Genomic DNA, 18,502 nt, shown 5'->3' on the forward strand with positions numbered 1-18,502 from the left:
TTTTCGATATTAAATGGGACTATATAAGATTTTTTGTCCAATAAATCCTTTAAAAAGATCATTTTTGATTGAATTTTGTCTTTTATTCATTTTACACAATGATTGCCCGGGACTAAGATACGTCACATGAGTCGTGAAGCTTACGAAGATCAACGTCTTTTATTTTAAAAGCAAAGGAAGATGAACATGCTCGATCTATTGATGCTAGGTGTGGTCGCGTTGCTAACTCTCGCGGTATGGGGAATTACGCTCTGGTCGACGAATGTCGTGAACGAAAGAAGTGACGCTAGATGATCGGATTGCTTGCTGCCGTTGTCGGATTGCTGTTTGTGTATCTGTGCTACGCCTTAGTAAATCCGGAAAAGTTCTAGAGTTTCAGAGTAAATGGAGGGAATTTTGTGACCGTAATCAGTATTCTTGCAATCGCCGTTACGTTACTTATCATGATTGCGCTAGCTAAGCCAGTAGGTTTATATCTAGCAGCAGCTTTCGACTATGCGCCAAACCGTATCAATCGTATCTTCAGTCCAATCGAACGCATTTTGTACAAAATAAGCGGGGTGCGCGAAGAAAGTCAAAGTTGGAAAATGTACGCTCTATCCTTGATCGGCAGCAATGCCATTATGATCTTCATCGTGTATCTCGTGCTTCGGTTTCAAGGGATGTTACCTCTTAATCCAGCCGGGATCGCCAATATGGAACCGACGCTTGCCTTTAATACGGCAATCAGTTTTATGGCGAATACGGATTTGCAACATTACAGCGGCGAAAGCGGCGTCTCGTATCTTTCGCAAATTAGCGTCTTGGTCTTCGCGATGTTCGTGTCTCCGGCAACCGGTCTGGCGCTAGTGATGGCGTTTATTCGCGGGCTTACGGGTAAAGCGGCAGGTAATTTCTTCGTCGATCTGATCCGTGCGCTGACGCGTGTATTGCTTCCTGTTGCTTTTGTCTCCGCGCTATTGTTCGTATTTATGGGAGTTCCGCAAACGTTCGAACCTGCGGCGACGGCAACGACGATAGAAGGAACGCAGCAAGAGATTGCCCGCGGCCCGATCGCTTCGTTCCTTGCAATCAAAGAACTGGGCAATAACGGCGGCGGCTTCCTCGGCGTCAACTCCGCGCATCCGTTCGAAAATCCGAACGGTCTGAGCAATTTATTGCAAATTCTGCTGATGTTGCTCGTAACGACCTCTCTGCCTTTTGCTTACGGCAAAATGGCAGGTTCCATTAAGCAAGGTCGAGTCTTGTTCGTATCGATGCTTATGATGCTGATCGTGATGACAAGCATTTCGTTGACAGCCGAACACGTAGGAAATCCTGCGCTAAACGCGCTGGGTATCCAGCACGATCAAGGTTCGATGGAAGGCAAAGAAGTTCGCTTCGGCGAAGCGCAATCGGCATTTTACTCCGTCATTACGACGGCTGCCGAGACAGGTGCGGTCAATACGATGCACGATACGTTGACGCCGATCGGCGGGATGGTGCCTCTTGTGAATATGATGCTCAATACGGTATTCGGCGGTATGGGCGTCGGCTTCGTCAACGTCTTGATGTACGCGATTATCGCAGTCTTTTTGTCGGGGCTGATGGTTGGACGTACGCCGGAATTTTTGGGACGCAAGATCGAAGGCAAAGAAATGAAGTTAATCGCGGTTACGCTGCTTGTTCAGCCGTTTCTGATTCTCGTTCCAACCGCGATTGCGTTGGCGACCAACCCGGATACGATCTCGAACCCCGGCTTCCATGGATTGACTCAAGCATTGTACGAGTTCACGTCGAGCGCAGCCAACAACGGCTCGGGCTTTGAAGGATTAGGCGATGCGACGCCGTTTTGGAATATTTCGACCGGAATCGTGATGTTCTTGGGTCGTTATGTCTCTATGGTGACCTTGCTTGCCGTAGCCGGTTCCCTTGCGGCGAAAAAACCGATTCCTCAATCGTCAGGCACTTTCCGTACCGATACGGCTATGTTCGGCGCCGTATTCGTCGGCGTCGTGCTGATCGTCGGTGCGCTGACCTTCTTCCCGGCGGTTGTCCTGGGTCCGATTGCGGAACAATTGACCTTATAACCTGTAGAACAAACCTCAGATCAGAAATGGAGACGCTGAAGTATGGATAAGATCGAAAAGAAAAAAAAGATGCTAAGCGGCGATATGCTCGGCGCTGCTTTGCGAGAATCGTTCGTGAAGCTTGATCCGCGGATCATGATGCGCAATCCGGTCATGTTCGTGGTCGAGATCGGATTCCTCGTGACTTTGCTGCTTTGTTTTGTACCGGATGCTTTCGGCGGCAGCGTGCCGCGTTGGTTCAATATCGTGACCACGCTTATTTTGCTGCTCACGTTACTTTTCGCCAATTTTGCCGAAGCTCTTGCCGAAGGACGCGGCAAAGCCCAAGCCAATTCGCTGAAAAAAACGAAGCAGGATATTAGCGCCAACAAAATTTCTTCGGGCGGCGCAATCAAGACCGTGCCGGCTTCCGAACTTCGCAAAGGCGACTTTGTCGTCGTCGAGTCCGGCGAACTGATTCCGGGCGACGGCGAAGTCGTGGAAGGATTGGCTTCTGTCGATGAATCCGCGATTACCGGTGAATCGGCTCCCGTGATCAAAGAAGCCGGCGGTGATTTCAGTTCGGTCACCGGCGGAACCAAAGTCGTCAGCGACCGGATCAAAGTCCGCATTTCCGCTGATCCCGGCGAATCGTTCTTAGATCGGATGATCTCGCTTGTCGAAGGCGCTAAGCGCCAAAAAACGCCGAATGAAATCGCGCTGAATACCGTGCTTGTGAGCTTGACGCTGATCTTCTTGATCGTCGTCGTCACCTTGCCGTTCTTTTCCGGGTTCCTCGGCATTCAACTTGAAATTCCGATCTTGATCGCTCTGCTTGTCTGCTTGATTCCGACCACAATCGGCGGTCTATTGTCCGCAATCGGGATCGCGGGGATGGACCGGGTGACGCAGTTTAACGTTCTGGCGATGTCCGGTAAAGCGGTCGAAGCTTCCGGCGATATCAATACAATCATTCTGGATAAGACCGGCACCATCACGTTCGGTAACCGGATGGCAAGCGAATTTGTTCCGGTGCAATCCGTCAAGGAAGAAGAAACCGCCTATTGGGCAGCCATTAGCTCGCTCAAAGACGAGACGCCGGAAGGTCGTTCCGTACTGGAATTGATGAAAAAAAACGGGCTGCCTTACGACGAGAAAATCGGCGAAGGCGGGACGTTTATCGAATTCCAAGCCGAGACGCGGATGAGCGGAATCGACTTGGTCGACGGCAGACATGTACGCAAAGGCTCGGTCGACGCCGTCAAACAATGGGTACGTTCGCAAGGCGGCACGATCCCAGCCGATCTGGATGATCGCGGCGCAGTGATCGCAACCGCGGGCGGCACGCCGCTTGCCGTAGCGGTGGATAGCCGAATCTACGGCTTAATTCACCTCAAAGACACCGTGAAGCCCGGCATGCGCGAGCGATTCGAACAGATGCGCCGCATGGGCATCAAAACGATTATGTGTACCGGCGATAATCCGCTGACTGCGGCGACGATCGCCCGCGAAGCAGGCGTAGACGACTTTATCGCGGAAAGCAAACCGGAAGATAAGATCGCGGTCATTCGCCGCGAGCAAGCCGAAGGCAAGCTCGTCGCCATGACAGGCGACGGCACGAACGATGCGCCCGCGTTGGCGCAAGCCGATGTCGGCATCGCCATGAACAGCGGCACCGTCGCTGCCAAAGAAGCGGCGAATATGGTCGATCTGGATTCCGACCCTTCGAAGATCATCGAAGTGGTTGCAATCGGCAAGCAATTGCTGATGACACGCGGCGCGCTGACCACGTTCAGTATCGCGAACGATGTCGCGAAATATTTCGCGATCATTCCGGCGATGTTCATGGTCGCGATTCCGCAAATGCAGGCACTGAATATTATGCGATTGGATTCGCCATTGTCCGCGATTCTGTCCGCGCTGATCTTCAACGCGATCATCATCCCGCTCCTTATTCCGCTGGCGATGAAAGGCGTCGCTTACAAGCCGATGAGCACCAGCCGTTTGCTCGGCAAAAACTTACTCATTTACGGCTTTGGCGGTCTGGTCGCGCCGTTTATCGGGATCAAATTAATCGACTTGGCGGTTCAAGCTTTGATCTAGTTTACTAATGGAGGAATCAATCATGCGCATCATCTGGGTTACGCTACGCACGACTTTTACGCTGGCAATCGTTTGTTGCCTGATCTATAATCTCGCCGTCTGGGCAGTCGCTCAAGCGGCAGCACCGGACAAAGCGAATGGAAGCCTAATCCGTAATGCCGAAGGGCAAGTGATCGGCTCGTCTCTCATCGGGCAATCGTTCACCGATCCCGGTTACTTCCACGGTCGTGTATCCAGTATCGATTATGACGCGAATGGTTCGGGTACGCCGAACTACGCGCCTTCCAATCCTGAATTACTGACGCGCACCGAGAAGTCGATCGCGGAATGGAAGACGGAGAATCCAGACGTTGCGATCTCGGAACTTCCGATCGACCTAATCACGAACTCTGGCTCCGGTCTTGACCCGCATATCAGCCCTGCCGCTGCCGAAGCGCAAATCCCGCGTGTGAGCAAAGCGACCGGGATCGCAAAAGACAAGTTAGAACAACTGATTCAAGCCCATACGCAAGGTCGTTCGCTCGGTCTTTTCGGCGAACCTGCCGTCAACGTACTGGAACTGAATTTAGCCGTACAAGCGGCGAAATAAGCCGTAGCAGAATTTCAAGGCATCCTGCCTGTTCTCTATTGAAAGGAAGAACCGATTATGCCTGATTTCAAACGCAAATCGCCGGAAGAAATTCTGCAATCGATCCATGCTCTATACAAAGGACGACTCAAAATCATTATCGGAGCGATCGCGGGTTCCGGCAAAACGTATCATATGCTGCGCGACGGTCAGAATCTGCGTAGTCAAGGCGTCGATGTCGCGATCTGCGCGGTATCGACCCGGCAGCGTCCCGAGACGATGGAGCAACTTGAAGGATTGGAACGTATTCCGAGTATTCATTGGCATCACGGAGACGGCAGTGAACGCAAAGACCTGAATTTGGACGCGATCTTAGCACGTAATCCCGAAGTCTTACTGACCGATGGGCTTGCTCACCGCAATCGACAGGGCGCTGTTCATAAGACGAGACTGGAAGATATTCGTTTTCTGCTGGAAAAAGGCATCAGCGTAATCGCGACGGTCAATGTCTACGAACTTCAAGGCATTACCGAGATGGCGCGTAAATTAATCGGGATCGATGTCAAAGAAACGGTGCCCGCCGATACGCTGGAACTTGCAGACGAAGTGATCTTGATCGACGTGACGCCCGAAGCTTTGCTTTCTCGGATCGAAGACGGTCTGCTCAAAAATATGCCGGAGCGCAGTCTATTCAACCGTGGCAATATCGGGGTGCTGCGCGAACTGACACTGCGGCTTGTTGCCGAAGGGGTCAACGGTACGTTACTGAAATACCGCAACGAACAAGGATATACCGGCGCATCCGGTACAGCCGAGCACATTCTGGTGTCTGCGCAATATCATTGGAACGGTTCGATCCATATCCGCCGCGGGCAACAGATCGCGCAGCGGCTCGGCGGTGAATTATCGGTCGTCACCTTTTTCAATCCTAATGAAAAGCTTGGCGCGGAGCGCGAAGAATTCAGGCGTTCGATTCAAAAATTATGTAAAAAAATCGGTGCAACGCTGCATGAAATCCCGATCCGTTCACGCCGCGAGATTCCTACCCTATTGGTTCAACTTGCGCTGGAACAACATATCTCGCGGATCGTGATCGGGCACTCCAATCAGACGAAGACGCAAGAAATATTCAAAGGCTCGATCGTCGCGAATATGGTCAAAAAAATGTGTAATGTCGATATGTTTGTCGTTGCCGATCGCACAGTCGGCGGCGGCGAACGTATTTTGCCGACCAAACGCAAAGAACCGCTTCAAGACCCGGCAAGCCCGTATCGACGGCTCAGCGAAGAACAAGCGGATCGCAAGATCGAAGAAATCAAACGCGGACGTTTCAAAGTGTATATCGGAGCCGCTCCCGGCGTAGGCAAAACGTATACGATGCTGCGAGAAGGCAATATTTTACGCAAAAAGCAGATCGATGTCGTCATAGGCTTGCTCGAAACGCATGGACGCCAAGAAACGCAAGGTCAAGTGGGATGCCTGGAGCTGGTTCCGCGTTCGATCACGCCCTACAAAGGCACGCAGCTTGAAGAAATGGATACCGATGCGATTATCGCGCGCAATCCCGAGGTCGTGTTGGTCGATGAATTAGCCCATACGAATATTCCGGGTAGCCCAAACAAAAAACGTTACGAAGACGTCATACGGTTATTGAACGCTGGCATTTCCGTGATTTCGACGCTCAATGTGCAGCATTTAGAAAGTCTCAACGACAATGTCGAGCAATTGACCGGCGTACGCGTGCGGGAAACGGTGCCGGATTCCTTGCTCAGTCTTGCCGACGAAGTCGAATTGATCGATGTGACGCCCAAAGCGCTGCAAGAACGGATGCGATCCGGTCGTATTTATGCGCGGGAAAAAGTCGATCAAGCACTCGGGAATTTTTTTAAAACAGGCAATCTGATCGCGCTTCGGGAATTGGCTTTGCGGGAAATCGCGGACGACGTCGACGAGCGGTTGGAATCGTGGGAACGCAAGTCGTCGCTACGCGGCCCGTGGCGGCGCGAAGAAGTGATTTTCGTGGCGGTCACGCTTAGCGACAACGCGGAGCGATTGATTCGGCGCGGATTCCGAATTGCCTATCGTCTCAAAGCGCCGTGGCATGTGTGCTATATCCCGGATGGCGCTTGCACCGCAGCCGAAGAACAAGAACGGATCGAGCAAATCAGGCGACTGACGCAGCGGCTAGGCGGTCATTTCGATCTCGGCGAACGGGTAAAACCGCGCCTGCTGGATCACGAGTTGTTAATTCGAGCGAATCAGCGCAATTGCACGCAGTTGATTCTAGGGCAGTCGCGACGCTCGCTACCCTATCGAATCCTGTTCGGTTCGGTCATTCGGCGGCTTCTTCGCAAAGCTCGTCATATGGATCTCTTAGTCGTCGCAAGATTCGATCAGTCTGCGCAAGTGAAAAAAGACGAATACATCTAAGGAGGAGAACAGGCAACATGAACGACAGCAAATTGTCGGGTATCGAGGTATTCGCATTTGACGTCAGGGTCGACGCCGAAGATCAACAGTCGCGCCGATTGATTCGCCGCTACGGCTTACTAAAATTGTCTTGCGGCACTGCCGCCGGATACAGCGTATGCCTGATCTCTGAAGACGTCGCACCGGCTGATCTGGTGCGATGGAGCGCTTGCTTGGTTCGGCTGCGCGGATTGACACTGGAATCCGCAGATTCGGTCAGCGGATTCCAGCGCTTACACGAGCGCCACGCGGCGCAGTGCGCCCTGCTGCGCCGGGCGCTGGCGAATCTTCGCGAGGCGCTCGAAGCTCGCCATGCCAGTGCGCGGCTGCTGCTCGGTCTTGGCGCAGCCGGCATACTGAGCGGCTTCGCCGCTAGGTCGTCGGTGCGAGGCTCCGACGTTCCGCACCCGCCGGTACGCTATGCGCCGGACGCGGTATTACGCCAGCGCAAGCTCGCTGCCAAAATCCAAGGCCCTTCTTCTTCCGCGCTTATGGACCGCGCAGATGCGTACTATTCGATTTTTTAACCGCGAAGCTTGCTTGATCTTGATCAGCGCCATTGCGAAGGCGTGCCTCCGCGAAGCTGCCGGAACACGCGATTGAATGTACGCACATTGCCGAAACCGCATTCCAACGCGATATGGATTAATTTCTCGTCGGTTTCGGCAATCATTTTTTCTGCGCGTCTGATCCGAAGTTCGTTGAGATAGGTGTTATAATTCATCCCCGTCACATTTTTGAAAAAACGCGAAAAATGAAAAACGCTCATTGCAGCGCGATCTGCGCCGTCTTGAAGCGTTAAAGGCAAATGACAGTGTTCCTCCAGATAATTCAGCAATTCTTGCATGATCTTAAGATGATTTTCCGAACGGGCGCTGCGCCTAAGTTGCGGCGAAGTGGTCGGCATATACCGCAAAGTCAGCCCGCCTAACAGATGCAATAGCCCGATCATAATCGTCTCCGAATGTTCCAATCCCCGTTCATGTTCTTCGGCGATTCGCTCCATGACTGCCGATAATTCAACCAAAGCTTGTTGTTCGAACTCGCTAGGAACCGTATCTTTTTGATAAGGAATAAAAGAAGACGACAACCCCCCTTTTTCCGGCCATCCCGCAGGGCTACCGATCAGTCTCGGATTGAAAATGATCATCAATACTTCGGAATCGCTTTTCCCCTGATCGTAATAATGAATTTCTCCGCTTCCGCATACCGAAAACTCTCCGGCTTTCAGCAGACGTGTCTCCGAATTGATGCCGATCTGAATACTGCCTTCCCGTACATAAATAAACTCCAAATCATGATGCCAATGTGCCAAAAAATTCATGTTCCGAACCCGTGATACTTGGATCGGCATCCTGCTTCCGTAGATCCGGTTTTCGTGAAAAGCGCGCATATCGATTCCCCCCGTTCTTTTACTCCGTTGGTTCCAACTTAGCAAAAATTGTCCACTTTCACAATGAATTTGGCGAGAAAAAGAGAGCGCTCTCCGATAAAGTGGGGTTGTAGAGTGATCATATAGTCTCAATTCAATCGTAAAGATGGGAGTTTGATAAAAATGAGTAAAAAAGCTTTGATCGTCAGCGGTGGCTGGGACGGTCATCAACCGAAAGAAGTTGCCGACATTTTTGCCGATGTTCTGCGCCAAGAAGGATTCGAGGCGGAGATTTCTTATACGTTAGACGCTTTTTTGGATGAAGAACGTTTGATGCAGCTGGATCTGATCGTTCCCGTATGGACGATGGGCGAGATCAGCGAAGCACAGCTCAAGCCCGTGCTTAAAGCCGTAGAATCCGGTGTAGGGATGGCAGGCTGCCACGGCGGGATGTGCGATTCGTTCCGCAATAGCGTAGAGTGGCAATTTTTGACCGGATCGCAATGGGTCGCGCATCCGTTCAACGACGGCGTGGAGTATGAAGTCCGAATGACCGGCACTTCGTCCAGCCCGATTGTCGAAGGCATTCCCGATTTCACGGTGAAATCCGAGCAGTATTATTTGCATGTCGATCCGGTTGTCGATGTACTTGCAACCACAACGTTCAAAATCAGCGAAGGCCCTCACTCGGCAAACGGCGAGATCGTCATGCCTGTCGTGTATACGAAGCGCTGGGGCGCAGGCAAAGTCTTCTACAACTCACTCGGTCACCAAGCGAATATCTTCGATATTCCGGAAGCCAAAGAACTGATGCGCCGCGGCATGTTATGGGCAGCTCGTTCATAAACTTTTAATTACAGGAGGGCATGATCTATGCGTAAAGTCAAAATCGGAATCATCGGCTGCGGCAATATTAGCGGAATTTATTTGCAAAACCTGACCCATGTCTTTGCCAATACCGAAGTATTCGCGGTATCGGATTTTAGCGAAGAACGGATGCAGCAAGCCGCGGATACGTACGGAGTGCCGAATCAATGGACAGCGGAACAAGTATTGAACAGCCCGGAAATCGAAATCATCGTGAACTTGACGACGCCTGACCAACATTTCCGTATCTGCAAACTGGCTTTGGAACACGGCAAGCATGTATACGTCGAAAAGCCATTATCGCTCCTGCCTGAGCAAGGGCATGAACTCGTAGAGTTGGCACGAGAAAAAGGGCTGCTGCTTGGCGGCGCACCGGATACGTTTCTTGGCGCGGGTCTACAGACTTGCCGCAAGCTGATCGACGACGGTTATATCGGCCAACCGATTGCGGCTACCGCTTTTATGCTCTGTCACGGGCATGAGAATTGGCATCCGAACCCTGGATTTTATTATCAAGCCGGCGGCGGCCCCATGTTCGATATGGGACCGTATTATTTGACGGCACTGGTCTCGCTACTCGGTCCTGCGGAAACGGTAGCCGGAATGACGTCCAAATCGTTCGAGCAACGTACGATTACGAGCCAGCCGTTATTCGGAGAAAAAATCGATGTCGAAGTGCCTACGCATATTGCGGGAACGTTAAAATTCAAAAGCGGCGCGATCGCGACGATGATTACAAGCTTCGATGTCTGGAGCAGCACCCTGCCGCCGATCGAAATTTACGGCACGCAAGGCACGCTGCTTGTACCGGATCCAAATAACTTCGGCGGTCCGATCTCGCTTCGTCCCGCTGGCGCTACGGAGTTCAAAGAAATTCCGGTCGTCCATCAATACGGCGAAAATAGCCGAGGCATCGGTGTATCGGATATGGCGGATTGCGTGCTAAGCGGCGGTACCCCTCGCGCCAATGGCGAACTGACCAATCACGTACTGGAAATGATGCACGCATTCCATGAAAGTTCGGATAGCGGCAACTACGTACAGTTGAAAACGACTTGCGAACAACCTCGTCCGCTCAACACCGGATTGATCAAAGGTTATTTGTCTTAAGTTTGAGAAACGACAAAAAACGCCGGAGCCTGCATCTAATGCAGATTCCGGCGTTTTGATTTTTGCCCTTCATCATTTTTTGATTCCTTTTCGATTATGAAGTCAGCTTTTTTCTCATCCTATAATGCGGAATCCCAACTTCTTCGAACCGTTCGCCTTCACGCGCATACCCTAGTTTTTCATAAAATAACACAGCGACTTCGCGAGCGTGAAGCATCAACTCTTGCGTCTGCTGCTGGATCGCAACTTCTTCCGCGTACTCTACCATTTTCCGACCGATTTGCATCCCGCGTAACGTTTCGTCAACAGCGACTTGTCTCATTTGAAGCACATGCTCACCTTTCGAACAGAGCAATAAGATACCGACCAACCGATCTTGAGCAAAAGCTGCGATATGGATCGCCGAGACGTCACCGGACAGGTCATCGTCAAAAAGACTATGCCCTAAAGGGCGACGTAGCACTTCGTCTCGTAAGTTTAATGACTGCCGGTGTTCGTCGCTTCCATAATCAATCAAACGCACCGTTACAGCAGAATTCTGTCTTTCTTCCGATATTTGCTTATTCATCGTATTCTCCTCTCATTGGACTTGGACGTCCATCATACGCTTTGCGACTGCGTGCGCGCTCCAGGCATTGCTCGGCTTTGCTATATTGACGATCTCTTTTATATAATTCGGCAAGCTCCATATTCGCTTCTCGATCTTGCGGATCGATAGCAATCAATTTTTCGAAAGACGCTTTGCTTGCGCCGTAACGACGTAAATCTTTGTAGATCAGACCTTTATTAAATAAGGCAGCCGTCGAAGCAGGATTGACAAACAATGCCCGATCCAACTGTTCCAGACACTTCGAATACGGTTCTCGCAGTTCGTAATAGACGACAGCGAGATGAAGATGGGCTTCTTCGAGTTCTCGATCCAGTTCGATTGCTTTTAAGTAACAAAGCTTCGCTTCTTTCAGTCGCATCGTGCGTTCGCAAATATAACCCAAAATCGCCCAAGTCGGCGCCGAGTTCACCTGAAGCATTAACGCCCGCCTTGCTAGCGCCTCGGCTTCTGCATAATCGCCACGATCGGCGTAAATCCGTGCTTTTCCTTCGTATGGCTTGTCCCAAGTCGGCTTCATCTCCAGGATCTGATCGAACAATTCCAAAGCTCCGCGCGAATCGGCAAGCATTAAGCGACAACGTGCCAAATAATCCAGAGTCTCCGCCTGCAATCCTTTTTCCACCAATACTTTTTTGAAATGAAAATCAGCGTTTAAGAAATCTTTGCGCCCGTAGCAGTCGATTCCTTTGTCGAAATGATTCATGCGGCTTCGCCTCCTTCTGCTCCGATTGTAACGGATATTGAAAGATTCACAACTCAAAGATTTTTCGGCTGCTGCTGTTTGCGACGTTTTTTCTGTTCGTAACGCTGATGTTTGTCTTCGGCGATATAGAAAGGTTGGATCTTTTTCAGTTCGGTGGCTTGGCTGGCGATCCCTTGCCGGGACATCTGCTGTTGAACCTTTTCCATCACCTTGCGCTGATCTTCGTTCCGATAAAAAAGAAGCGAGCGGTAGCGAGAATCGTCCGGCTTATATCCTTCTATTGCAGCTGGATTATGATGTTTCCAAAAGATCTCAAGTAACTTCTCCAGCGTGATCACCTCGGGATCAAATCGTACGTCGACCACTTCGGAATGACCATTCAAACGCCGATGAGTCGGCGCTTCGGCTTCGGAAGATTGAGAAGAGACGACAGATTCACCGCCCGAATATCCAACGCGCGTAGCGGTGACGCCGGGGATTTGAGCAAATCGTTCTTCGGGCCCCCAAAAACACCCCATCGCAAACGTCAATTGATCGCTGCTCATCTGTCATGCCTCCTTTACGATCTAGCGATATGTTTTCACCCGTTCATCATCAATGACGCCGCTGAAATTTAATCCGTATGCGAAGTCGTATACATGACCTTCACTATCCATATAACTGTTCATATCGCGCGGCACGTCTTCGAACTGTTCTTCGACGGTGCGCATATCGGCAGGCATCTGCATCGGCAAAAGACCGGATGGTTCGGTATAACCGCATAAAATCTCAAGTAACGCTTGGTCTTGTAATCCGAAATGAACCAAAATGACGTCGGCTACCGGTTCGAACTCCGCAACAATCGCCGGATTCGATAATCGCATCGAGACGATCACAGGTTTATCGCCCATTTTGGCACGTGTATCCAATACCAGATCAAGATCCGATTCGTTACGCGTTCGTACCGATTTGCCCAAATGCGAGCGGTTCATCACATCACTTGAACGAGAATCGCCAGCCAGGCTTTCTTTGCGACCGAATACAGCGGTATAGGGACGATATTGCAAACTAATCGGTACATAACCACTTCCCCCGGCTTCGGCATCTTCTCGGCTATAGCCCATACCGGAATCTGGATTTTCGATACAGACCAGCGCAAAATCGGCTTGCTCCGGGTCATCGGTTAGATCAAAGTATTTGGATGCGATAGACGGGTTCAAGGGATCGACCGTTTTCTCCGGCGTGATTCTCCCGAACCAATCGCGACCGGACGCGATATAACGGCGAGGGATATACGCTTTTTTGCGTGTTTGCTCAGGCGCAGACAGTGGAAGAACATCGTTTTTGTTTTTTAACAAAACGACTGATTTCAACTGTGCTTCGTAGCCTGCTTGCATATAATCCGGTTGCCCGACGATTTGCTGACTGTGCTGGGGTTGCACATATGGATTTTCGAAAAGCCCAAGTCGGAAGATATTCGTTAACAACCGTACCGCAGAACGTTCGAAACGCTGACGCATCCATGCTTCGCCGTGCTCGCGAACACCCATTTCGTAAGCTTCCAAGACCGGGCCCATTTCATTATTGCCGCCAAACTGATCGACACCCGCAAGCAGTAACTTGTAATGACGTTCGGCTACGCTCAGCTGTTCGACGCCCCACGGCTTGCCGCTCAGGAACGAATCTTTTTCTCCGTTTTCGTCGGCGGTAATGAGCCAATCGGTACAGACTACGCCGTCATAGCCGTATTTTTCACGCAGTAGAGCGGTAATCAAGTATTTGCTATAGGCATTGCCGACATTCTGCCCATTGACCGTATCTTGCTCCCAGGACACCGTGTAATACGGCATGACCGCAGAAGCTTGACCCGTCGCGCCTTCAAGCTTGAACGCTCCTTCGGTGAACGGTTTCAAATGCTCGTCGAATTTCCCGCCCGGGTACACGGCGTATTTGCCGCTGGCATAATGCGCGTCGCGTCCTCCTTCGCCTGAACCTCCGCCCGGCCAGTGCTTCACCATCGCATTAACGCTGGCTCTGCCCCAGCCGTTTTCGATTTCATCGCCCTTTTCGGATGTCTGGAATCCATCGATATAAGCGCGGCCTAGATCGGTCGACAATTGCGGATCTTCGCCGAACGTGCCGTTAAACCGGAACCACCGCGGATCGGTCGCGATATCGACCTGCGGGGATAACGCCGTGGTCAGACCCAGCGCACGGTACTCGCGTGCAGCGATCTCGCCGAAGCGGCGTACCAGCTTCGGATCGAACGTTGCGGCAAGCCCCAACGTTTCGGGCCACATCGAGATTGTGCCGCCTGCTCCGGCGTTAAATTCCGAATCCGAATTCGATCCGTGACGCGGATCGGAACTATTATTTGCCGGAATGCCCAGCCCGACCGATTCGGCATAAGCTTGCACGGCATTGTTCCATTTGGCTGCAACCTCAGGGCTTTCGACATTGGTCACTAAAATATGCCGCAGATGATCTCGTTCCAAAAAGTTTTTTTGCTCGTCGGTCAAATCCCACGGCTTTGCGCCGCTTTCTTCGTACGATTTGCCGTTATATGTAGAAGAGATCCAATTGGTTTTTCCAGCAGGGATCGATTGATGACGACTATACAGCATCAACCCCGCGATTTGCTCCGGCGTCATCCGGGAAGCTAAGTCTTGAGCACGCTCGGTAGACGAAAGCCGCCAATCTTTGTAAGGCTCCAATACGCCGCTTCGGTTGAGGTCTTTGAAAAACAACCCGTCTTGCTGAATCTCTTTTACCCCTGATGAGGTGGACAGACCGAGCGTTGGACCTTGTTCATTTTGGACATACCGAATTTCGGCGGAATTCCCTTGCTTTCTCTCCTGACTCATTCCATCGCCTCCCTTTTTTCTATTATAACGAACCGATTGCATCACCGCTTGCCTCGAAGTTTGTTGACCTGTTCTTTTTTGCTACACTAGAGTGCAGAACCAGCTGTAAACCAAGCGTTGAAAATTCAGCTATACGGAGGGATAACAACCATGAATACCATCTTAAGCAGTGAATCGGCTACGGTCGAAATCAGACCGCTCGGCGCGGAACTGATCAGCTTCAAACGCAAAGACACCGGGCTTGAATATATGTGGAGCGGCGATGCGGAATTTTGGACGGGACGCTCCCCGGTACTTTTCCCGATCGTCGGATCGGTCTACGACGGCGTCATGCGTACAGAAGGCGGCGAATATTCGCTGAAAAACCATGGCTTTGCGCGCAATCGCGAATTCCGTCTTGTGGAAGCGGATGAAAATAGAGCCGTGTTCCATCTGTCTGCCGACGAAGAAACGCTTGCGATGTATCCGTATCAGTTTGCGTTGACGCTCACGTATACGCTTGAAGGTTCAGCGCTGCGAATCCAATATCGAGTCGATAACGACGACGATAAACCGATCTACTTCCAGCTCGGCACACACCCAGCATTTAACTGCCCGATCAACGATGAAGGGCAATTCGAAGATTATGTACTGGAATTTAATCAAGAAGAAACGTTGGAGCGATTCTTCGTCACGAGCGGCAATATTCAAATTCCGAATAAATCCGAAATCGTGTTGGAAAAAGGAAATGTATTGCCGCTTACGCGCGCGCAGTTCGAAGAAGGCGCGATGATTTTCCGCGACGTTAACTCGGATCAGGTTACGCTCAAAAGCGACAAAACGGAGCATCGCGTTAGTGTGTCTTCCGAGAATTTCCCGTATCTCGGCGTGTGGCAGCCAAAAGGCGCTCCGTTTCTGTGTATCGAACCGTGGCATGGGTTGGCAGACGCCGATCAATTCAGTGGCGAGCTAAAAGACAAAGAACTTGCCGTCGAACTATCGCCGGGCGAGTATTTTGAAGCGGCTTTGATCATCGAAGTAGGTTAATCGAGTTTGACATCGAAAAACCGGGCAGAGAAATTCTCTGCCCGGTTTTTTAACGAAATTTACTGTCTCGCTTTGCCGGAAGCCCCGGTGCTTGCTGCGGATCGGCATCGCACTGCTGCTCATTGAGTAGCGTGCCTTGCTCAAGCTTCAGATCGATAAAATCGACGATCGTTTGGAGCGATTGGATCTGTTCTAGCACGGTCGCCCGGTACTGCTGAATCCGTTCGACAGCTTCCGGGGTAGCCGCAAGATTTCCGTCACGGGACATATCCAAGTAAGGCTTCATTTCGTCGAGCGGCATGCCTGTTTTTTTGAGACAAACGATCAATTGCATGGTCTGGATATCGGTTTCGCTATAGATGCGGTGTGTGTTGGATTTTCTTTTGGCTTTGGGAAGCAGATGAACCTTTTCATAATATCGAATCGTATCTTCCGGCAGCCCGGTTAATTCCGAGGTCTGCTTAATCGTGTATTGGGCTTGCGACTCTGCCAAAAAGACTGCTTGCTCTACCATGTCAGCTCACGCTCCTTTATCAGCAAGTATACAAGTTGGAGCCAACTCCAAGTCAAGCTTAGTTCATACAGCTATTCGATCTAAGGTATGAGTTGAATATTAAGATTTGACTTGGAGCCGACTCCAAGTTATACGCTAGACTCCATCATCGAGCAATCGACTGGAGGCAATCATCATGAATCAGATCCAAACAAAAACCGATCAGACCCGCACGGCTTTAATTACTGGAGCCAACAACGGTATCGGGCTTGAGCTAACCCGCAAACTTCTTCAAGAAGGCTGGCATGTCGCGGCGTTGATCCGATCTTCCTTTTCCGTAGAAGATTCAGAAATCACAACCGCAATCCAGCGCGGAAGGCTGCGTATCTATACCGCCGAATTAACGGATTTCACGCAGCTGGCGGCAGCTTTGGCGCAGATTCAACGTGAAGAAACGTCAATTGACGTGCTATTCAATAACGCAGGCGGAAGCTTACCCGCGCTTGCTTTTTCTCCGCAAGGACGCGAAATGCACTATGAATTGCAGACGGTAGTCCCGTATATTATTTATCAAGAAATGAAGCCTTTGCTGCTACGCGGTTCGCTCAAAACAGTCATCGGTACTTCATCGAACGCTTTCAACTTCACCAAAGTCTTTGAGGCGGATCAACTCGCAAATCCTACACGCTTCAAGCCTTTGACCGGAGCTTACGCCGATACCAAGCTCGCGCTGTCTTTGTGGACGCAAGCTCTCGCTCCAAGCGAAGCCAAAGAAGGGATTCGATTGCGTAGCGCCGACCCGGGTCCGAACAATACGTTGCGTAAAGGCAAAAAGTCAGGGCTTCCTTTTCCGATCCATTATTTGATGAAGTTCTTTTTCGCTCCGCCTACGCAAGGCGCGGGACGTCTGTATGATGCGGCTTTCGGAGCTTATCGCGATGAGATCGGCGTGCTAGTCAATCAAAAAGGCAAAGTACAACTTCCGTTCTCCGATCAAGCGCAGCAGGTATTGGATAACGTGAAGCGGATTTATGAAAAAGAATATAAGTCGTAAAAACCAAACAGCCTTACAACAGAGTCGTTGTAAGGCTGTTTGACGAGAAAATTTATGAATTCAACCTTTCGTTAAGCAGCTTAATCGCGGCTTTCAATTGCTCTTGCGGTACGTCTTCATAACAATCCCCGATCGCGATTTCCGTCGCGCAAGTCGTCTCGCTCGTCTCTTTTAGATAAGCGGCCAATGCGATACCACTCTCTTCTTGCACCTCGGCAATCACAGATTCCGCGACAGACATCGGAATGTTGAGATGCAGATGGAACATATTCGATACCGGAATTTCAGGGCGCGTACGCATGCCTGAGCACGTATTATACAAAGCCGCCAATTGCTTGGCTTGTTCGTAATACCGTTCCATTTTGGGCAACCGCAAATCCATATAATATTCGGAACTCAGGATGTACGGATACAAACTAATCAGATCGCCGCCATGCCGACGTTTCCAGACTTTCGATTGCTCGGCTAGGTCGGCATCACCAAGCAGCATCGCTCCGGCAATCCCACCGATTCCTTTGTAGAACGAAACGTAAACACTATCGAACAAGCCGCATACTTCGGACGCTTGTTTGCCGTAATACGGCAAAATCTCGAACAGTCTTGCACCGTCCAGATGCAGAGCAATGCCTTGTTCCCGGCAGTACGCCGAAATCTGCTCCAGCTCTGTATACTCCGGCAACTCGCCGCCGATCTCGCGCTGCGGAAGCTCCAATAACAAACAAGCGACGTTAGCAGGCATCTTTTTCACATCGTCCAGCGTAATTAACCGATCTTGAGTCCCCAGCAGAACCGGCTCCAAATGATGCAATTCTTTGAGCCCGTCTTGTTCGTGAATTTCCAGATGGCACAAAGGATGATATGCGACAGCTTTACTGTCCTTTCGGTCGCTCCATATCCGTAAAGCAATCTGCTGCGCCATCGTGCCGCTTGGGAAAAAGACCGCCGATTCTTTGCCTAGCATCTCCGCAAGTTTGCGTTCGAATTTCTCGATGATTTCCCCGCGTCCGTACATCTCGCTCGGCGTATCTCCGTCTACGTGTTGCAGCGATTGAAGCAGCACGTTTACATCTCTTGGGCCGTTGCCGGTCGTTCTATATTTCGCTTGTTTGAAGGTATCGCCTAAAGTTAAGGGTAAAGTCATATCAGAACGCCTCCTTTTTCAATATAAATAGTGTACCGCTATTGCTCCTGGTCAGCCATCCTTTCATAATAAAGGATGTCATTCTATTCCAATCC

Annotated in this window: 17 protein-coding genes; 10 read left to right on the top strand and 7 right to left on the bottom strand. The window is 50.8% G+C overall.

The genetic code is table 11. The features are described from left to right. Positions 1-290: 290 nt before the first annotated feature. Genes kdpF through NOM90_RS12390 form a run of 6 tightly spaced genes read left to right on the top strand, consistent with a single transcriptional unit; the run spans position 291 to position 7,715 of the window. A complete protein-coding gene (kdpF, locus tag NOM90_RS19330) occupies positions 291-371 on the top strand; it encodes a K(+)-transporting ATPase subunit F (RefSeq protein WP_370866607.1) in 81 nt (26 codons plus the stop codon). Between the two features lie 36 nt (positions 372-407). Beyond that, positions 408-2,069: a potassium-transporting ATPase subunit KdpA gene (gene kdpA, locus NOM90_RS12370; protein WP_255942445.1), complete on the top strand. Its 1,662-nt coding sequence runs from the start codon at positions 408-410 to the stop codon at positions 2,067-2,069. A gap of 42 nt (positions 2,070-2,111) precedes the next feature. Next, positions 2,112-4,151 (top strand): potassium-transporting ATPase subunit KdpB, encoded by a 2,040-nt coding sequence (gene kdpB, locus NOM90_RS12375; RefSeq protein WP_255942317.1) that lies wholly within the window; start codon positions 2,112-2,114, stop codon positions 4,149-4,151. A 22-nt stretch (positions 4,152-4,173) separates the two neighbouring features. After that, positions 4,174-4,740, top strand: a complete 567-nt coding sequence (gene kdpC / locus NOM90_RS12380) for a potassium-transporting ATPase subunit KdpC (protein WP_255942318.1) — start codon at positions 4,174-4,176, stop codon at positions 4,738-4,740. A 57-nt stretch (positions 4,741-4,797) separates the two neighbouring features. Further along, positions 4,798-7,149: a universal stress protein gene (locus NOM90_RS12385; RefSeq protein WP_255942319.1), complete on the top strand. Its 2,352-nt coding sequence runs from the start codon at positions 4,798-4,800 to the stop codon at positions 7,147-7,149. Between the two features lie 17 nt (positions 7,150-7,166). Further along, the gene (locus NOM90_RS12390; RefSeq protein WP_255942320.1) at positions 7,167-7,715 is read left to right on the top strand and encodes a hypothetical protein; all 549 of its coding nucleotides are present in this window, start codon (positions 7,167-7,169) and stop codon (positions 7,713-7,715) included. 23 nt (positions 7,716-7,738) lie between these two features. Here NOM90_RS12390 and NOM90_RS12395 read toward each other — a convergent pair whose 3' ends face one another. Further along, positions 7,739-8,512 carry an AraC family transcriptional regulator gene (locus NOM90_RS12395; RefSeq protein ID WP_255942321.1) on the bottom strand — a complete coding sequence of 258 codons (774 nt, stop codon included), beginning with the start codon at positions 8,510-8,512 and terminating at the stop codon, positions 7,739-7,741. Between the two features lie 231 nt (positions 8,513-8,743). On the opposite strand from NOM90_RS12395, the gene NOM90_RS12400 reads away from it, so the two are divergent. Then, positions 8,744-9,406, top strand: coding sequence for a ThuA domain-containing protein (locus tag NOM90_RS12400; RefSeq protein ID WP_255942322.1), 663 nt, complete (start codon positions 8,744-8,746; stop codon positions 9,404-9,406). A gap of 27 nt (positions 9,407-9,433) precedes the next feature. Further along, positions 9,434-10,537, top strand: a complete 1,104-nt coding sequence (locus NOM90_RS12405; protein WP_255942324.1) for a Gfo/Idh/MocA family protein — start codon at positions 9,434-9,436, stop codon at positions 10,535-10,537. Between the two features lie 94 nt (positions 10,538-10,631). Here NOM90_RS12405 and NOM90_RS12410 read toward each other — a convergent pair whose 3' ends face one another. The 4 genes from NOM90_RS12410 to NOM90_RS12425 are packed head-to-tail and all read right to left on the bottom strand — an operon-like array spanning position 10,632 to position 14,693. Beyond that, positions 10,632-11,105 (bottom strand): GNAT family N-acetyltransferase, encoded by a 474-nt coding sequence (locus NOM90_RS12410; protein ID WP_255942326.1) that lies wholly within the window; start codon positions 11,103-11,105, stop codon positions 10,632-10,634. Beyond that, positions 11,098-11,850 (bottom strand): tetratricopeptide repeat protein, encoded by a 753-nt coding sequence (locus NOM90_RS12415; RefSeq protein ID WP_255942328.1) that lies wholly within the window; start codon positions 11,848-11,850, stop codon positions 11,098-11,100. The genes NOM90_RS12410 and NOM90_RS12415 overlap by 8 nt, the downstream gene beginning before the upstream one ends. A gap of 53 nt (positions 11,851-11,903) precedes the next feature. Further along, on the bottom strand, positions 11,904-12,395 hold the full coding sequence (gene msrA, locus NOM90_RS12420; RefSeq protein ID WP_255942329.1) for a peptide-methionine (S)-S-oxide reductase MsrA: 492 nt from the start codon (positions 12,393-12,395) through the stop codon (positions 11,904-11,906). Positions 12,396-12,416: 21 nt separating this feature from the next. Continuing rightward, positions 12,417-14,693: a glycoside hydrolase family 3 protein gene (locus NOM90_RS12425; protein ID WP_255942330.1), complete on the bottom strand. Its 2,277-nt coding sequence runs from the start codon at positions 14,691-14,693 to the stop codon at positions 12,417-12,419. Positions 14,694-14,843: 150 nt separating this feature from the next. On the opposite strand from NOM90_RS12425, the gene NOM90_RS12430 reads away from it, so the two are divergent. Then, complete coding sequence (locus tag NOM90_RS12430; protein WP_255942331.1) at positions 14,844-15,719, top strand: aldose 1-epimerase family protein; 876 nt, start codon at positions 14,844-14,846, stop codon at positions 15,717-15,719. 49 nt (positions 15,720-15,768) lie between these two features. On the opposite strand, the gene NOM90_RS12435 is transcribed toward NOM90_RS12430, so the two are convergent. Further along, entirely contained in the window at positions 15,769-16,233 is a 465-nt protein-coding gene (locus NOM90_RS12435) for a MerR family transcriptional regulator (protein ID WP_255942332.1), read from the bottom strand. Positions 16,234-16,408: 175 nt separating this feature from the next. Between NOM90_RS12435 and NOM90_RS12440 the strand changes: the two genes are divergently transcribed. Further along, on the top strand, positions 16,409-17,266 hold the full coding sequence (locus NOM90_RS12440) for an SDR family NAD(P)-dependent oxidoreductase (protein ID WP_255942333.1): 858 nt from the start codon (positions 16,409-16,411) through the stop codon (positions 17,264-17,266). Between the two features lie 52 nt (positions 17,267-17,318). Here the strand turns inward: NOM90_RS12440 and NOM90_RS12445 are convergent, their stop codons facing one another. Continuing rightward, the gene (locus tag NOM90_RS12445) at positions 17,319-18,407 is read right to left on the bottom strand and encodes a threonine aldolase family protein (RefSeq protein WP_255942334.1); all 1,089 of its coding nucleotides are present in this window, start codon (positions 18,405-18,407) and stop codon (positions 17,319-17,321) included. Positions 18,408-18,502: the final 95 nt, after the last annotated feature.

Source organism: Saccharibacillus sp. JS10 (assembly GCF_024436065.1).
GTDB lineage: Bacteria > Bacillota > Bacilli > Paenibacillales > Paenibacillaceae > Saccharibacillus.

What these genes read in the sequence shown, in the direction of transcription:
- kdpF (WP_370866607.1), top strand. Translation starts at nt 291, where the DNA reads ATGATCGGATTGCTTGCTGCCGTTGTCGGATTGCTGTTTGTGTATCTG.
- kdpB (WP_255942317.1), top strand. Translation starts at nt 2,112, where the DNA reads ATGGATAAGATCGAAAAGAAAAAAAAGATGCTAAGCGGCGATATGCTC.
- kdpC (WP_255942318.1), top strand. Translation starts at nt 4,174, where the DNA reads ATGCGCATCATCTGGGTTACGCTACGCACGACTTTTACGCTGGCAATC.
- NOM90_RS12385 (WP_255942319.1), top strand. Translation starts at nt 4,798, where the DNA reads ATGCCTGATTTCAAACGCAAATCGCCGGAAGAAATTCTGCAATCGATC.
- NOM90_RS12390 (WP_255942320.1), top strand. Translation starts at nt 7,167, where the DNA reads ATGAACGACAGCAAATTGTCGGGTATCGAGGTATTCGCATTTGACGTC.
- NOM90_RS12395 (WP_255942321.1), bottom strand. Translation starts at nt 8,512, where the DNA reads ATGAATTTTTTGGCACATTGGCATCATGATTTGGAGTTTATTTATGTA.
- NOM90_RS12400 (WP_255942322.1), top strand. Translation starts at nt 8,744, where the DNA reads ATGAGTAAAAAAGCTTTGATCGTCAGCGGTGGCTGGGACGGTCATCAA.
- NOM90_RS12405 (WP_255942324.1), top strand. Translation starts at nt 9,434, where the DNA reads ATGCGTAAAGTCAAAATCGGAATCATCGGCTGCGGCAATATTAGCGGA.
- NOM90_RS12410 (WP_255942326.1), bottom strand. Translation starts at nt 11,105, where the DNA reads ATGAATAAGCAAATATCGGAAGAAAGACAGAATTCTGCTGTAACGGTG.
- NOM90_RS12415 (WP_255942328.1), bottom strand. Translation starts at nt 11,850, where the DNA reads ATGAATCATTTCGACAAAGGAATCGACTGCTACGGGCGCAAAGATTTC.
- msrA (WP_255942329.1), bottom strand. Translation starts at nt 12,395, where the DNA reads ATGAGCAGCGATCAATTGACGTTTGCGATGGGGTGTTTTTGGGGGCCC.
- NOM90_RS12425 (WP_255942330.1), bottom strand. Translation starts at nt 14,693, where the DNA reads ATGAGTCAGGAGAGAAAGCAAGGGAATTCCGCCGAAATTCGGTATGTC.
- NOM90_RS12430 (WP_255942331.1), top strand. Translation starts at nt 14,844, where the DNA reads ATGAATACCATCTTAAGCAGTGAATCGGCTACGGTCGAAATCAGACCG.
- NOM90_RS12435 (WP_255942332.1), bottom strand. Translation starts at nt 16,233, where the DNA reads ATGGTAGAGCAAGCAGTCTTTTTGGCAGAGTCGCAAGCCCAATACACG.
- NOM90_RS12440 (WP_255942333.1), top strand. Translation starts at nt 16,409, where the DNA reads ATGAATCAGATCCAAACAAAAACCGATCAGACCCGCACGGCTTTAATT.
- NOM90_RS12445 (WP_255942334.1), bottom strand. Translation starts at nt 18,407, where the DNA reads ATGACTTTACCCTTAACTTTAGGCGATACCTTCAAACAAGCGAAATAT.